This window comes from Stenotrophomonas sp. YJH_SMC_73 (assembly GCF_059370155.1).
Genome location: NZ_JCAFTJ010000001.1, coordinates 587350 through 602330 on the forward strand (window position 1 = coordinate 587350; position 14981 = coordinate 602330).

14 protein-coding genes are annotated in these 14981 nt (G+C 67.4%); 6 read left to right on the forward strand and 8 right to left on the reverse strand.

Going from position 1 to position 14981, the window contains the following annotated elements:
- The first annotated feature begins 127 nt into the window (after nucleotides 1-127).
- The 4 genes from AC5P8R_RS02605 to AC5P8R_RS02620 all read left to right on the forward strand — a co-directional run bounded on the left by AC5P8R_RS02605 (nucleotide 128) and on the right by AC5P8R_RS02620 (nucleotide 5088).
- A complete protein-coding gene (locus AC5P8R_RS02605; protein ID WP_495222967.1) occupies nucleotides 128-1639 on the forward strand; it encodes an alanine/glycine:cation symporter family protein in 1512 nt (503 codons plus the stop codon).
- The gene (locus tag AC5P8R_RS02610) at nucleotides 1640-2473 is read left to right on the forward strand and encodes a TrmH family RNA methyltransferase (RefSeq protein WP_478441833.1); all 834 of its coding nucleotides are present in this window, start codon (nucleotides 1640-1642) and stop codon (nucleotides 2471-2473) included. It begins immediately after the preceding gene.
- 166 nt (nucleotides 2474-2639) lie between these two features.
- Nucleotides 2640-3626 carry a hypothetical protein gene (locus AC5P8R_RS02615; protein ID WP_262088094.1) on the forward strand — a complete coding sequence of 329 codons (987 nt, stop codon included), beginning with the start codon at nucleotides 2640-2642 and terminating at the stop codon, nucleotides 3624-3626.
- Between the two features lie 10 nt (nucleotides 3627-3636).
- Nucleotides 3637-5088, forward strand: a complete 1452-nt coding sequence (locus AC5P8R_RS02620) for an alanine/glycine:cation symporter family protein (RefSeq protein WP_134966441.1) — start codon at nucleotides 3637-3639, stop codon at nucleotides 5086-5088.
- Nucleotides 5089-5148: 60 nt separating this feature from the next.
- On the opposite strand, the gene AC5P8R_RS02625 is transcribed toward AC5P8R_RS02620, so the two are convergent.
- From AC5P8R_RS02625 to AC5P8R_RS02640, 4 genes are all read right to left on the reverse strand, one after another.
- Nucleotides 5149-6570: a M28 family peptidase gene (locus tag AC5P8R_RS02625; protein WP_032957185.1), complete on the reverse strand. Its 1422-nt coding sequence runs from the start codon at nucleotides 6568-6570 to the stop codon at nucleotides 5149-5151.
- A 245-nt stretch (nucleotides 6571-6815) separates the two neighbouring features.
- A complete protein-coding gene (gene mscL, locus AC5P8R_RS02630; protein WP_005418809.1) occupies nucleotides 6816-7220 on the reverse strand; it encodes a large-conductance mechanosensitive channel protein MscL in 405 nt (134 codons plus the stop codon).
- Nucleotides 7221-7274: 54 nt separating this feature from the next.
- Nucleotides 7275-7991 carry a fumarylacetoacetate hydrolase family protein gene (locus AC5P8R_RS02635; RefSeq protein ID WP_019660190.1) on the reverse strand — a complete coding sequence of 239 codons (717 nt, stop codon included), beginning with the start codon at nucleotides 7989-7991 and terminating at the stop codon, nucleotides 7275-7277.
- A gap of 75 nt (nucleotides 7992-8066) precedes the next feature.
- Nucleotides 8067-8348: a hypothetical protein gene (locus AC5P8R_RS02640; RefSeq protein ID WP_005410817.1), complete on the reverse strand. Its 282-nt coding sequence runs from the start codon at nucleotides 8346-8348 to the stop codon at nucleotides 8067-8069.
- 178 nt (nucleotides 8349-8526) lie between these two features.
- Here AC5P8R_RS02640 and AC5P8R_RS02645 point away from each other — a divergent pair, with 178 nt between their 5' ends.
- The gene (locus AC5P8R_RS02645) at nucleotides 8527-8862 is read left to right on the forward strand and encodes a Rieske (2Fe-2S) protein (protein WP_012511947.1); all 336 of its coding nucleotides are present in this window, start codon (nucleotides 8527-8529) and stop codon (nucleotides 8860-8862) included.
- Nucleotides 8863-9166: 304 nt separating this feature from the next.
- Here AC5P8R_RS02645 and AC5P8R_RS02650 read toward each other — a convergent pair whose 3' ends face one another.
- From AC5P8R_RS02650 to thiS, 4 genes are all read right to left on the reverse strand, one after another.
- The gene (locus AC5P8R_RS02650; protein ID WP_032957191.1) at nucleotides 9167-11014 is read right to left on the reverse strand and encodes an SLC13 family permease; all 1848 of its coding nucleotides are present in this window, start codon (nucleotides 11012-11014) and stop codon (nucleotides 9167-9169) included.
- A gap of 27 nt (nucleotides 11015-11041) precedes the next feature.
- Nucleotides 11042-11776, reverse strand: a complete 735-nt coding sequence (gene trmB / locus AC5P8R_RS02655) for a tRNA (guanosine(46)-N7)-methyltransferase TrmB (RefSeq protein WP_019660186.1) — start codon at nucleotides 11774-11776, stop codon at nucleotides 11042-11044.
- Nucleotides 11776-12570 (reverse strand): thiazole synthase, encoded by a 795-nt coding sequence (locus AC5P8R_RS02660; RefSeq protein WP_005418798.1) that lies wholly within the window; start codon nucleotides 12568-12570, stop codon nucleotides 11776-11778. The genes trmB and AC5P8R_RS02660 overlap by 1 nt, the downstream gene beginning before the upstream one ends.
- 118 nt (nucleotides 12571-12688) lie before the next feature.
- Nucleotides 12689-12889: a sulfur carrier protein ThiS gene (gene thiS, locus AC5P8R_RS02665; RefSeq protein ID WP_005418796.1), complete on the reverse strand. Its 201-nt coding sequence runs from the start codon at nucleotides 12887-12889 to the stop codon at nucleotides 12689-12691.
- 207 nt (nucleotides 12890-13096) lie between these two features.
- Here thiS and AC5P8R_RS02670 point away from each other — a divergent pair, with 207 nt between their 5' ends.
- Nucleotides 13097-14950, forward strand: a complete 1854-nt coding sequence (locus tag AC5P8R_RS02670) for an autotransporter domain-containing esterase (RefSeq protein ID WP_046432240.1) — start codon at nucleotides 13097-13099, stop codon at nucleotides 14948-14950.
- The last annotated feature ends 31 nt before the right edge of the window (nucleotides 14951-14981 follow it).

A 14981-nucleotide genomic window follows, 5' to 3' on the forward strand; every position in this document is an offset into this window, starting at 1 on the left:
CCCAAGCCGAGCATGGGCTCGGCTCTACAAAACAGCGCTACCGCAGCGGCCTGCGATCAGGGAGAATCGACCGGTCCCTTCCAGCCGACGGGACGTCCTTACAACCCGCCGACTGGAGAGAGCGCGCGTGGAAGCAACCGTACACTTCATCAACAGCATCATCTGGAGCAAGGCACTGATCTTCGTGTGCCTGGGCGCCGGCCTGTTCTTCAGCCTGCGCACGCGCTTCATGCAGATCCGTGGTTTCTTCGAGATGTGCCGCCTCACCGTCAAGGGTGAGAAATCCGACGCCGGCGTGTCCTCGTTCCAGGCCCTGGCCATGTCGATGGCCGGCCGCATGGGCATCGGCAACATCGCCGGCGTGGCTACGGCCATCGCCTTCGGCGGCCCCGGTGCGATCTTCTGGATGTGGGTGATGGGCTTCCTCGGCGCGTCCACGTCGTATGTGGAATGCACCCTGGCGCAGATCTACAAGACCAAGGACGCCGAAGGCCGCTACCGCGGTGGCCCGGCGTACTACATCGAAAAGGCCATGGGCCTGAAGTGGTACGCGCTGGCCTTCGCCATCGCCACGATCATCGCCGCCGGCTTCCTGATGCCGGGCGTACAGGCCAACGCCATTGCCGACAGCATCATCAACGCCTGCCGTGGCACCGCGCTGTGCGGTCCGCTCGATGGCCAGGCCTTCGGCATGGAATCGGTGCAGGCGCTGAAGCTGGGCATCGGCATCGTGGTGGCGCTGCTGCTGGGCGTGGTGATCTTCGGTGGCGTCAAGCGCATCGCCAACTTCGCCGAAGTGGTGGTGCCGTTCATGGCCGCCGGTTTCATCCTGATGGCCATCATCATCATGATCATCAACTACGACCGCGTGCCGGAAATGTTCGGCATCATCTTCAAGAGTGCCTTCGGTACGCATGCCGCATTCGGCGCGATGATGGGCCTGGCGGTGGAGTGGGGCATCAAGCGCGGCATCTATGCCAACGAAGCCGGCCAGGGCTCGGGCCCGCATGCAGCGGCCGCCTCGGAAGTCTCGCACCCGGCCAAGCAGGGCTACGTGCAGGCCTTCGCGATCTACTTCGACACCATGATGGTGTGCACCGCCACCGCGTTCCTGATCCTGGCCAGTGGTACCTACAACGTGTATTCGGCGGCAGGCGCCGGCGCCCCGCCGATCTTCCAGGGCCTGGCCGGCATTCCCGAAGGTGCGGGCTACGCCCAGGCCGGCGTGGAAGCGGTGCTGCCGGGCTGGGGTTCGGCGTTCGTGTCGATCGCCATCTTCTTCTTCGCCTTCACCACCATCATGGCGTACTACTACATGGCCGAGACCAACCTCAGCTATGTGAACCACAACAGGAAGCGCCCGCTGACCGTGCTGGTGCTGCGCCTGGGCATCATCGGCATGGTGGTGTTCGGCGCGTTCCATAATGCGACCCTGGCCTGGGCGCTGGGTGACATCGGCGTCGGCCTGATGGCCTGGCTGAACATCATTGCCATCCTCATCATCCAGAAGCCGGCGATGCTGGCCCTGCGTGACTACGAACGACAGAAGAAGCTGGGCCTGGATCCGGTGTTCGACCCTGATGCCCTGGGCATCAAGAACGCCGATTTCTGGCGCCAGCGCAAGCAGGAGAGTGTGTAAGTGAACAACCCCTGGAACAACCGCCGCCCGTCCGCCCGTCCGCCGCGCGCAACGCCGTTGCCGCGCCCGGAGGTGCCGGCCACGGGCGGTGGTGGGCGCGGTGGCAGCGACGAGCTGCGCCTGTACGGCCTGAATGCCGTGCTGGCCGCGTTCGAAGCGCGGCCACAGGCGCTGCGCAAGCTGTACCTGCTGGAGGCGCGCATTCCGCGCCTGCAGCCGCTGCTGAAGTGGTGCGTGGCCAACCGCGTGGGGTATCGCGTGGTTGAAGACGGCGATCTGAACAAGCTTGCCGGCACCACCCACCACGAAGGCGTGGTGGCCGATGTGCTGCGCGCACCGGCGCTGCCGCTGGCGCAGTGGCTGGAGCAGGTCGGCGACGGCCCGGCGCTGGCGCTGTGGCTTGATGGCGTGGGCAACCCGCACAACCTCGGTGCGATCCTGCGCTCGGCCGCACACTTCGGCGCCAAGGCGCTGCTGCTGCCGGCCGGCAGCACGCTGGTGCTGTCCGGTGCCGCCGCGCGCGTGGCCGAGGGCGGTGCAGAAGCGGTGCCGCTGGTGCAGCTGCCGGAGACCGCCCAGGCGATGACGCAGCTGCGTGCGGCCGGCTTCGGCCTGGCGGCGACCCTGGTGGAGGGCGGTGACGACGTGTTCCGCACCTCGCTGCCGGCCCGCCTGGTGTATGTGATGGGCGCCGAAGGCGAGGGCATGGACCGCAGCCTGGCGGGAGCGTGCGACCAGCAGGTCTCGATTCCCGGCAGCGGCGCGGTGGAGAGCCTGAACGTGGCCTCGGCCACGGCGGTACTGCTGGCGCAGTGGGCGAGTCGCCGCGGCTGATCCGGTATCCCGGGTCGGATCCCTCGCCGCAGGCGAGGGCTCTGACCCCTTCCAGGGTCCGTAATTGCGTCAAGCGCGCATGATGTTTTGAAAGTTTCCTTATTGGTCAGCCGCTTCCGGCAACGCAGGGTGGAACTCCATCCCACGTTGTCCAGAAGAGGCTGCCATGCATCACCCACGCTGTATCCTCATCGCATTGCTGGTCCTGACCAGCGTCCTTGCCAACGGCCGTGCCGCAGCCAGCGAACGCAGCCTGGACGGCGTCAACTTCACCGGGCCGCTGATCACCCCCAACCCGGCTGGCCTGCCGCAGGGCAACTGGTACATCGAACCCTATCTGGTGCGGATCGACAGCCGCGATCATTACGACGATGGCGGCCATCGCCGCCGCAGTGGGCAACGCAGCGGCGCATGGGCAACGGTGGTACCGATCATCTACGGCTTCAGCGACCGGGTGATGGGGCAGGTCAATCTCAGTGCATCGCGTGCTGAACAGGGCGGCGCGCGCAGCAGTGGTTTCCGTGCCGGTGACACCACCGCGCGCCTGCAGTACCTGTTGCAGGCGCCCAATGCCGATGGCACGCGTCCGGCCATCTCGGTCGCGCTGGTGCAGCGCTTCAGCACCGGCAGCCATGACCGCATCACCGGCAATCCGCTCGATGCGCAGGGCGACGGTGTGCAGCGCACCACTGCCGCATTGGGCGTGCAGCAGGTGGTCTGGCTGGGTAACGACCGCCCGCTGCGCTGGCGTGCCCAGCTTGGCGCCGGGCCTGCGCCGTCGCGGACGGCGATCTCCGGGGCCAGCGTCTACGGCACCGACGACAGCTTCCAGGGGCACATCTCCCGGGGGTCGGTGCTGGGCCTGTCGGTCGGCGCCGAGTACAGCTTCAATCCGCGCTGGGTGGGCGTGATGGAAGTGGCCGCCAGCCGCGAGACCGGCCAGCGCCTGAGGGGTTTCGCGCGCAACGCCAGCGGTGGTTTCGAACGCATCGACGAGCATCGCCCGGCCAGCCGCAGCGTCACTCTGGCGCCGGCCGTGGAGTACCACTTCAGCCCGTCACTGGGCCTGATCGCCGGCGTCGAGTTCAGCGTGGCCGGCCGCAACACCGGCCGCATCATCAGCCCCCAGGTCGCCCTGGGCATGTTCTTCTGAGGGGCCGCCGATGAACATCGAATCCATCGTCAACGCGATCCTTGGCGTCGTCTGGAGCCCCTACCTGGTGGTGCTGTGCCTGCTCACCGGCCTGTACTTCAGCGTCCGCACGCGCTTCATCCAGCTGCGTGCATTGCCGGACATGCTGCGCCTGATGTTCCGCCATGAGCGCTCCGATGCCGGCGTGTCGCCGTTCCAGGCGTTGTCCCTTTCGCTGTCCAGCCGCGTGGGCGTGGGCAACATCGCCGGCGTCGCCATGGCCATCGCCTTCGGCGGGCCCGGCGCGATCTTCTGGATGTGGATCGTCGCCTTCCTCGGCGCCTCGAGCGCCTTCATCGAGTCCACGCTCGCGCAGATCTACAAGGAGCGCGACGGCAAAGGACAATACCGGGGTGGCCCGGCGTACTACATCGAAAAGGGCCTCGGCCAACGTTGGTATGCAGTGCTGTTCGCATTGGTGACGGTGCTGGCGGGCGCGATGCTGGCCGGCACGCAGTCCAATGCGATCACCAGTGCGGTGAACGAAGCCTGGGACGTGCCGGTGATGACCACCACGGCGGTTCTGCTGGTGGTGCTGGGTGCCATCCTCATCGGCGGTGTGCGGCGCATTGCGCGCGTGGCCGAATGGGTGGTGCCGCTGATGGCCGTGGCCTACCTGCTGGTCGCGGCGCTGGTGATGGTGCTCAACGCGGACAGGGTGCCGGAGGTGATCATGCTGGTGCTGCGCAGTGCATTCGGCGTGGATGCGGCGTTCGGCGCGATGATCGGCACCGCCATCCAGTGGGGCGTGCGCCGTGGCGTGCTGTCCAACGAGGCCGGCATGGGCAGTGGTGCGCATCCGGCCGCCGCCGCGGAAGTCTCGCATCCGGTCAAGCAGGGCCTGGTGCAGTCGTTCTCGGTCTACATCGACACAATGGTGGTGTGCAGTGCGACCGCCTTCCTGATCCTGTCCACCGGCCTGTACAACGTCTACGACCCGGCGGTGAACGGTATTCCGGATGAGGCGCGCCTGCTGCTGGGCAATCTGCCGGGTGTCGAAGCCGGCCCACGCTTCGTGCAGCACGCGGTGGAATCGACGCTGCCGGGCTTCGGCCGTTCGTTCGTGGCGCTGGCGATCCTGCCGTTTGCGTTCACCACCATCCTGGCGCTGTATTACATGGCCGAGACCAACGTCAGCTATCTGTGCCGTGATCGGCCGACGCCCTGGGTGATGGGCGGCTTCCAGCTGCTGTTCCTGGCGGCAACCGGCTACTCGGCGGTGAACAGTGCAACGGTGGCCTGGTCGCTGGGCGACATCGGCGTCGGCCTGATGAGCTGGCTGAACATCATCGCCATCCTGCTGTTGCAAAGGCCTGCCCTGGCCGCACTGCGCGATTACGAGGCGCAGAAGCGCAAGCAGCGTGATCCGCTGTTCAAACCGCAGACGATCGGGGTAAGCAACACCCGGGTCTGGGAGAGCTAATACGATCAGGGGTCAGATCCCTCGCCAAGGGCGAGGGCTCTGACCCCCTGTGTCACCGCATCACTCGTTCGGCGGCGTGGTCGCCTTGGCCTCGCTGCCGAAGCTGCCGTCGGCTTCCGCCGCCAGGTAGGCGAACACCGTATACGCGGCCACGTTCTGCGCCAGTGCCTTCGGGTCGATCTTGTCCAGCGTGTCGTCGGCGGTGTGGTGCAGGTGGAAGTAGTCCGAGCCGTCCTGCGCCAGCCACGCCCACGCACCGCCCTTGGCGGCCAGCGGGCCGACGTCCGGGCCCGGGCCACCCTTGTCGGCCTGGTACTCGATGCCCAGCGGCTTCATTACTTCGGCAATCTGCTTCGTCGCTTCGCGCGAGCCTTCCGGGTTCGGCGAACCGGTATTGAAGGCGTAGATGCGGCCTGCGCCGAAGTCGCTCTCGGCGGCCAGCTGGTGCAGGGCCACGTCCTTCGCGTGCGCTTCGGCATAGGCCTTGCCGCCGTAGAGGCCCTGTTCCTCGTTGGCGAAGGCGATCACGCGGATGGTGCGCTTCGGTGCCTGCTTGAGCTGGCCGATCAGGTGGCCGGCGGCCATCGTGATGCCCACGCCCGCGCCGTCATCCACGGCGCCGGTGCCCAGGTCCCACGAATCCAGGTGACCACCGATCACCACCACTTCCTTCGGCAGGCTGCGGCCGGTGATCTCGCCGATCACGTTGTACGAGGTGGCGGTGCCGTCCCAGCCGCAATCCAGTGCCACCTTCACCGTGGTGCTGCCACGCGCCAGCAGGCGGGCCAGCTGGTCGGCATCGGGCACCGACAGCGCGGCCGACGGCACCGGGGTCAGGCCGTCATCGAAACGGGTGATGCCGGTGTGCGGCACGCGGTGCGAGTCGGTACCGGCCGAGCGCATCAGGAAACCGACCGCGCCCTTGCGGATCGCCTCGGACGGGCCCTTGCTGCGGATCGCACCGCCGCGGCCGTAATCGCGGCCATCGCGGAAGGGCAGCATCTGGTAATCGACGAAGGCGATCTTGCCCTTCAGCGAACCTGCCGGTGCGGCCTGCAGCGCGGCCAGATCGGCGAAGCGCACCACCTCGGCTTCCACGGTGCCACCCGGGCTGCCGCCCAGTGCGGTGATCTGCAGCGGCTGCGGGTTCCTGCCGGTCACGGCGGCGTGTTCGCTGCGGCGCTCCCATTTCGGGAACGTCACCGGCTCCTTCCAGACCTTGTCGAAGCCCAGGGCCTTGAACTTGGCTTCGGCCCAGGCAACGGCGCGGGCATCGGCTTCGCTGCCGGCGATGCGCGGACCAATCTCGGTGGTGAGCGACTCGACCACCTTCCAGCCGGTGTCATCGGCCAGCGCCTGGTCGCGCAGCTGCGCGGCGGTCGCCAGCGAGGCGGGGGGCAGGGTGGTGGTGCGCGGTGCCGCGAAGGCCGGGGCGGCCAACAGGGCGAGGGAGGATGCGATGGCAAGGACGCGGCGACGCATGGACAACTCCGGGAAGGGACCTAAGCCTTGGAGCTTAACAGTCGTTCAGCCCGGCGCATGGGCGGGAGGTCATGGCTGGCGCGGATGCTGTTTTCCGCCAGATGCAGCAAAGCGAAAGCCCCGCCGGAGCGGGGCTTTCGCCTGCTTCTGTAGAGCCGAGCCCATGCTCGGCTGCCTTTTGCAGATCAGCCGAGCGTGGGCTCGGCTCTACAGGTGGGAGGGGCGCCCATAGGCGCCCGGTACCCTTACTTCTTCAGGCTGTCGCGGATCTCGCGCAGCAGCACCACTTCTTCGGCCGGCGCCGCCGGTGCCGCTTCCTTCTTGCGCGACAGGCGGTTGATCGCCTTGACCACGATGAAGATCGCGAAAGCCACGATCACGAACTGGATGACGGTGTTGATGAAGTCGCCGTAGCCAACCACCACCGCCGGGATCTCCTTGCCATCCGGTCCGAGCCGGGCTGGCGACAGCGTCCAGGCCAGGCTGGAGAAGTCCACGCGGCCGATCAGGTAGCCCAGCGGTGGCATGATGATCTTCTCGACCAGTGCGGTCACGATCTTGCCGAAGGCCGCGCCGATCACCACGCCGACGGCGAGGTCGATGACGTTGCCGCGCATCGCGAATTCCTTGAACTCGGTGAGCATTCCCATTGTTGTTTTTCTCCAGTGGGGAAGTGGACAGCGCGCAGGGTAGCGCAGGTGATGTCAGCCGGCGATCACGCCGTGGCGCTCGGCCACGTTTTCCAGGCGCGCGCTGAAGCGGTCGCCGGGCTTGAGCGCGGCCACCCCGGACGGCGTGCCCATGAACACCAGGTCGCCGGCACGCAGCTGCCACAGCTTGGACAGCTCATGCAGGATCTCCGGCACGTTCCAGATCATCTGGTCGAGCAGAGCCTGCTGACGCACCTCGCCGTTGACCTCCAGCGACAGGTTCAGCGCGGCCAGGTCGCCGACTTCCTCGGCGTGGACGATTTCGCTGATCGGCGCGGAGGCGTCGAAGCCCTTGGCCGCGTCCCACGGGTGGCCCTTGTCCTTGGCCGCGGCCTGCAGGTCGCGGCGGGTCAGGTCCAGGCCGACGGCATAGCCGTAGACCAGTGCGTCGGCGTCGGCCACGGCCAGCTCGCCGGCGGGCGCATCGCGGCCGATCGCCACCACCAGCTCCACTTCGTGGTGCAGGTTGGCGGTCGCTGGCGGGTAGGGGATTGCATCGTCGTGGCCGACCACGATCGCATCGGCCGGCTTGCTGAAGAACATCGGGCGGCCACGGTCATCGGCCGCCGGCACTGCCGCACCCATTTCGCGGGCGTGGTCGGCAAAGTTGCGGCCGACGCAGTAGATGCGGTGCACGGGGAAACTGCCACCACCGGCTACCGGCACACGCGGCAGGGCTACGGCAGGGATCACATCGGAGACATCGGACATGCGGGCATCCAGGAAGGGCGTGCCCGCAGTCTAGAACGCATGGCGCCCGCCGTCAGCGGGCGCGGAGGAGGTGGATCAGCGCGAGGCCGGCAACACCGGCTTGCGTACCACGCGGTACTCGCCTTCGACGACGGTCGGGTCGACCGGGCGGGCAACACCCGGCTTGCGCGAGGCCAGCAGCTTCCACGCCAGGCCGACCAGGATCATCGCCGCACCGACGAACACACCGATGAACACCATCGCGGCCAGGATCGCCAGGCCAAGCAGGCCCACGGCAACGCGCACCAGCGGGTGGCGCGGCTTGCGCGGCGCGAACAGGGTGCGGAACTGGTTGAAGGCGGATGCGCGATTGAACATGGCGGCTCGATAGGCTGGGATCAGCGAAACCAGAGTATCGGGACGCGCCACTGTCATTGAGTGAAAAACTCGTTAAATATAGCCTGTGCTTATTACGGATCAATGACTTGTGTTCATGTCGCAGCCAGTCAGCTGAGTGGGCATGCGACAATGCGGGTTTACCGTACGAGCCTTCGCCATGACTGCCGCTGCTGCCCTGATCGCCCTGGATGCCATTGCCGATGGCGCGTTTGCCGAGGTCGAAGCGGTGGTCGATGGAGACGCCGAATCGCTGGTGCTGTACCGCGACGGCGCGCAGGTGCGCGCATTCCTGAACATCTGCCCGCATGCCGGCCGCCGCCTGGACTGGGCGCCGGGGCAGTTCCTGAAGAGCCGCGAGGGCCACCTGGTGTGCGCCGCGCATGGCGCGTCGTTCGCGCTGGACAGTGGCGACTGCATCGCCGGCCCGTGCAAGGGCGACCGCCTGCGCGCGGTGCCGGTGGACGTGCGCGACGGGCAGGTCTACCTGGCTTGAGGCCAGAAGCAGTCGAGCACGGCTCGACGCTACAAAAGCCGTGTCGACCAAGGTCGACAGCTACCAGAGCGAGATCCGTGCCGATCAACGGTCGGCACCCACCACCCGCCGCGTGAAACTGTCGAAGGCGGCGCACTGTGGGTTTGCGGGGTGTGAGCGGCATGGATGCCGCGACCAAGCCCCCCATGGATGGGTTTACGGCGCCCCCGCAAACCCACAGTGCCCCGCCATCCCACGGAATGCCCGCTGTTGCTGTTGCTTCGGCTTCTGCAGGTGCAGGGCGCAGCCCTGCCGATCAAGTCCCTCAGAACATCAGGTTGATCATCAGCACCACCACGCAGGTGTAGATCAGCGACAACGGGCCGCCGACCCGCCACATCTCGCGCGGGGTGTAGTTGGCCGGGCCGGTGATCATCGAGATCACCGGGTTGGAGGCCGTCATCAGGTTGTTGGACGCCGACAGCGCCACGATCAGCGCGAACGCGGTCGGGTTGCCACCCGCCGCCAGTGCCAGGTTCACCGCAATGGGGACCATCACGATGGTCGCGCCTACATGGCTGATCACCAGCGAGAACGCCGTGGTCAGCAGCGCCAGCGCCACCTCCAGCACCCACACCGGAATGCCAGTCGGCAGCTTGTCGATGGTATGGCCGGCCACCCACGCGGCCGCACCGCTGGAGTCCATCGCCCAGCCGAGCGGAATCAGCCCGGCCATCATGAACACCGTCTTCCAGTTGATCGAGGCATAGGCCTCGTCCATGCGCAGCACGCCGGTCAGCAGCATGCCGGCCACGCCGGTCATCAGCGTCAGCGCCACCGGCAGCTTGCTGGTCAGCGCGATCAGGATGGTCAACGCGAAGATCGCCATCGCGATCTTGAACTTGTGCGGGCGCTGCTCGCCGGTCGGGTAGTCGGTCACCACCACGAAGTCGCGGCTCTTGGCAGCCTGCGCCAGGTCGGTCCAGATGCTGTGGAACACCAGCATGTCACCGGCGCGCAGCTGCACGTCACGCACGTCCTCGCGGATCACCTGCTTGTCGCGGTTGATCGCCAGCAGGCTGATGCCGCGCTCCTTGCGCAGGCGCAGGTCGGCCGCACTCTTGCCGATCACGTTCGAGGTCGGCGGCACCACCGCCTCGGAAATGCCGGCGCGGCTGGGGTTGAACAGGTCGCCCAGGTGCTTCAGGCGCGAGGACATGCGCAGGAACTGGTTCTGCGCGAAGTCGCTGATCTGCTGGCGCGGGCCCATCGCACCGAGCACGCTGCCGACCCAGATGCGCATCTCCGCCGGCGGCGCCAGGCGGGTGTCATTGCCGGTCTTCAGGGCCAGCAGCAGTGGCGCATCGTGCAGGGTCTCGGCCTCGCCCAGGGTCATGCCGACCAGCGGGCTTTCGGCGCTGACCACCAGCTCGAACACATCGCCTTCGATGCCGTAGGTCTTGGCAAAGTAGCTCTCGGTTCGCGCCGGGGTGACCCCGTCGTTGACCAGGTTTTCTTCCTCGATCAGCTTGCGGTCGCCGTAGTAGCGGAAGTACAGCAGCGAGGCGACCAGCAGTGCCACGCCGATCGGCAGCGGCGCGAACATGCGCAGCGGCTCGATGGTGGCCAGGCCGGAGGGCAGGTTGTTGTTGGCCGAGGCCAGCAGATCGTTCAGCAGGATCAGCGGCGAATTGCCGACCATGGTCAGCGCGCCGCCCATCACGATCGCCGCCGAGATCGGCAGCAGCAGGCGCTGCATCGTCAGCCCGGTGCGCGCTGCCAGTCGCGAGGCGACCGGCAGGTACAACGCCATCACCGACGGGTTCTGCATGAAGGATGAGTTCAGGCCGGCGATGGCCGTGGTCATCATCAGCAGCCGCTGCTCGACACCGTGGCCGCGCCGCAGCAGCCAGGCGGCCAGCCGGTTCAGCGCCCCGGTGCGGTCCAGACCCGCACCGAGGATGGTGGTGGCGATGATGCTCATCACCGCGTTACCGGAGAAACCGCCGAAGATTTCCTCCGGCGCGATCAGTCCGGTGACACCGAGCACCACCAGCACCACCAGCGCGACCACGTCGGCGCGGATGCGCTCGAACAGGAACATCGCCATCGTGAAGCCGACCAGCCCGAGCACGAGCTTCATGTCGTTGGTCAGCGTCAGCGCGGTATCCATGTGGGGCGCGGCGTCCTCAGGCGATCGTCAGGTGCGGTCGTACAGCAGGTCCCAGACGCCATGGCCGAGCTTCTGGCCGCGGGTCTCGAAGTGGGTCTGCGGGCGCCAGTCCGGGCGCGGCACGCTGCCACGCGGGCCGGCACGGTTGACCAGGCCGGCGGTGGCATCGAGCACATCCCACATCTGCTCGGCGTAGTCTTCCCAGTCGGTCGCGCAGTGCAGGCGGCCACCCGGGCGCAGCTTGCGCACCAGCAGTTCGGCGAACGCCGGCTGCAGCAGGCGGCGCTTGTTGTGGCGCTTCTTGTGCCACGGGTCCGGGAAGTAGATGCGCACTTCATCGAGCGCGCCGTCGGCGATCTCGTTCTGCAGCACTTCCACCGCATCGTGGTGGTACAGGCGCACGTGGTCGGCATTGTCCTCGGCCAGCGCGTTCAGCAGACGGCCCACGCCCGGGGCGTGCACCTCGATGCCGATGTAGTCGCGCGACGGGTCGTGCTGGGCGGCGAAGCGCAGCGCGGCACCGTTGCCGAAGCCGATTTCCAGCACCTTGTGTGCCGGGCGGCCGAAGGTGGCGTCCAGGTCACGCGGTTGGCCGGTGTAGTCGAGGCCGAAGCGCGGCCAGCGTTCGTCGAACGCGCGCTGCTGGGCAGGGGTGAAGCGGCCCTGGCGCAACACGAAGCTGCGCACCTCGCGGCGGCCCTCGCTCACGGTGAAGGGCTTGGGCGGGGCCTTGGAACCGGCGCTGTCAAAAGGATTGGTCATCAGCCGATCAGCCCATCCACCGGCGAGGAGGCGCTGGCGTAGCGCTTGCGCGGGATGCGCCCGGCAAGGAAGGCCTCGCGGCCGGCCTCGACCGCCTTGCGCATCGCACTGGCCATCAGCACCGGGCTGCGCGCACCGGCAATGGCGGTGTTCATCAGCACGCCGTCGCAGCCCAGCTCCATCGCGATCGCCGCATCCGAAGCGGTACCGACGCCGGCGTCGACGATGATCGGCACCTTGGCGTCTTCGATGATCTGCAGCAGGTTGTACTTGTTCTGGATGCCCAGGCCCGAACCGATCGGCGCGGCCAGCGGCATCACCGCAGCGCAGCCGATCTCTTCCAGGCGCTTGGCCAGGATCGGGTCGTCGGAGGTATAGACCATCACCTCGAAACCGTCCTTGACCAGCTGCTCGGCGGCCTTGAGGGTCTGCATCACGTCCGGGTAAAGGGTCTTCTGGTCGCCCAGCACTTCCAGCTTGGTCAGGTTGTGGCCGTCCAGCAGCTCACGGGCCAGCCGGCAGGTACGCACGGCGTCCTCGGCGGTGTAGCAGCCGGCGGTGTTGGGCAGGATGGTGAAGCGCTCCGGCGGCAGCACGTCCAGCAGGTTCGGCTCGCCCGGGTTCTGCCCGATGTTGGTGCGGCGGATGGCCACGGTGACGATCTGGGCGCCAGCGGCCTCGGTGGCCAGGCGGGTTTCTTCCAGGTCCTTGAACTTGCCGGTGCCGGTCAGCAGCCGCGAGCCATAGGTCTTGCCGGCGATCACCAGCGAATCGGGGGAGACATGAACGTTCATGGCGCGATTATCGCTTATCCGCCTGAAGATGGGGTCACGCAGAGGGCGGGGTCGAGCGTGGGGTCAGTTCCCTTTGCCATCGGCAAAGGGAACTGACCCCTGAACACCCGCGCAGGCCTCAGCCCCCGCCCAGCGCGTGCACGATCTCCACCACGTCGCCTTCGGCCAGGACGTGCTCGCCATGGCGGCTGCGGCTGACGATCTCGCCGTTGACCTCCACCGCCACCCGGCGCTGCAGCAGCTGCTCGGCCTGCAGCAGGTCGTGGAGGGTCGCCGAAGCGGGCAGGGTACGGGGTTCGCCGTTGAGCTGGATGTTCATCGCCGCATTGTCGCCGATGGCCTGCGCGGATCGGAACCCTTGCAAATTTCGTTGATCGCCAGCCCCGGCACAGCGTGGTCCAGCGCCCTCAGGCGACAATCCATGCGGCGGCGCAGCGTGAGCAAAACGCGGCGCAGTGGAACCATTCACCGTGCGCCGGCGTACGTCCGCCGGGTCCTCAACGATATCCCCACAGGAGTTTTTTACATGCTGCTCAGCAAACGCCCGATCCGCTCCCTGATGGCGGCCGCGATCGCGCTGGCCGCGCTTCCGGCCATGGCAGGCGAATCCCCCTATTCCAAGGCCGTGTTCTTCGGTGACAGCCTGACCGACGCTGGCTATTTCCGCCCGCTGCTGCCGGCCGATGTGCGTCCGGTGACCGGCCAGTTCACCACCAACCCGGGTTGGGTGTGGGCGCAGCAGGTCGCCAACTACTACGGCCTCAACGGCACGCCCAACGGCAATGGCCAGAACGGTGACAACTACGCCGTCGGCGGCGCCCGTGTATCGGCCGACGAAGCGGGTGGCCTCGGAGCCATTCCGTCGCTGAAGTCGCAGGCGACCCGTTACCTTGCTGCGAATGGTGGCAAGGCCGACGCCAATGCCCTGTACACCGTATGGGGCGGTGCCAATGATCTGTTCGCGGCCACGCGCGCAGCGGCCGGTGGTGCCTCGCAGGCCCAGGTGCAGGGCATCATCGGCGCCGCGGTCACCGACCAGATCGCGCTGGTGGGCGCCCTGAAGCAGGCCGGTGCCCAGTACGTGCTCGTGCCGAATCTGCCGGACGTGGGCATCACTCCGCAGTTCCGTGGCCCCAACGCCGCCGCCGCCACTGCACTGTCGGCCGGTTACAACAAGGCCCTGTACGGTGGTCTGAAGCAGGCGGGCATCGAGTTCATTCCGCTCGACACCTTCAGCATCCTGCGTGAAGTGACCGCCAACCCGGGCATGTACGGCTTCACCAACGTCACCAGCACCGCCTGCAAGATCGATCCGGCCAACTCGACGCAGAGCATCCTGACCTGCAACCCGACCAGCTACGTCAGCCCGGATGCGGCCAACACCTACCTGTTCGCCGATGGCGTGCACCCGACCACCGCGGGTCATCAGCTGCTGGGTCAGTACGCGGTCTCGGTGCTGGAAGGCCCGCGCCTGCAGCAGGTGCTGAGCCACTCGGCACAGACCATCGGCCGCTCGCGTGCCGACCAGGTCAGCATGCACCTGGGTGGTCGTCCGGCTGACGGCCTGTCCTGGTGGGGCGGCGTGCGCGGTGACCTGCAGCGCTACGACCACGCAGACCTGTACGACGGCCTGGCCCCGGCCGGCCTGTTCGGTATCGACTGGGCCCGCGACGGCATGGTGTTCGGCGGTTTCGCCGGCTTCGGCCGCCTCAGCGCCGACTTCGGCAACAGCCGTGGCGACTTCACCCAGAAGGACACCACCGCCGGTCTGTTCGCCGGCTGGTATGGCGACCGCATCTGGGTGAACGGCCAGGTCAGCTACACCTGGCTGTCCTATGACGTGAACCGCAAGGTCCAGCTGGGCCCGGCCACCCGTGAGCATGGTGGTTCGCCGGACGGCAGCAACCTGACCGCCGCCCTGAACGCCGGTTACGAGTTCGGCACCGAAGGCGGCTTCCGCCACGGCCCGATCGCCTCGGTGATCTGGCAGAAGGTGAAGATCGACGGCTACACCGAAAGCGCCGCGGCCGGCACCCTGGCCACCGCACTGGGCTATGACCGCCAGAACGTCGATTCGACCGTCGGCCGCCTCGGCTGGCAGGCCCGTTTCGATGGCGGCGCCGTCAAGCCGTACGCGCAGGTGACCTACGATCACGAGTTCGAGGACACCAAGCAGGCCAGCGCCTGGCTGCAGACCCTGCCGGAACTGGGCAGCTACCGCGTGCCGGGCCTGAAGTTCGACAAGAACTACGCCACCGTCGTGCTGGGTGCCCGCACCGAACTGTTCGGCCTGCAGAGCAACTTCGGCCTGAGCGCGTCGACCGGCCAGAAGCGCGCGCAGGACGCCACCCTGTTCGCCAACTTCAGCGGCACGTTCTAAGCAGCACCCGCCGGGGTCGGATCCCTTTCCG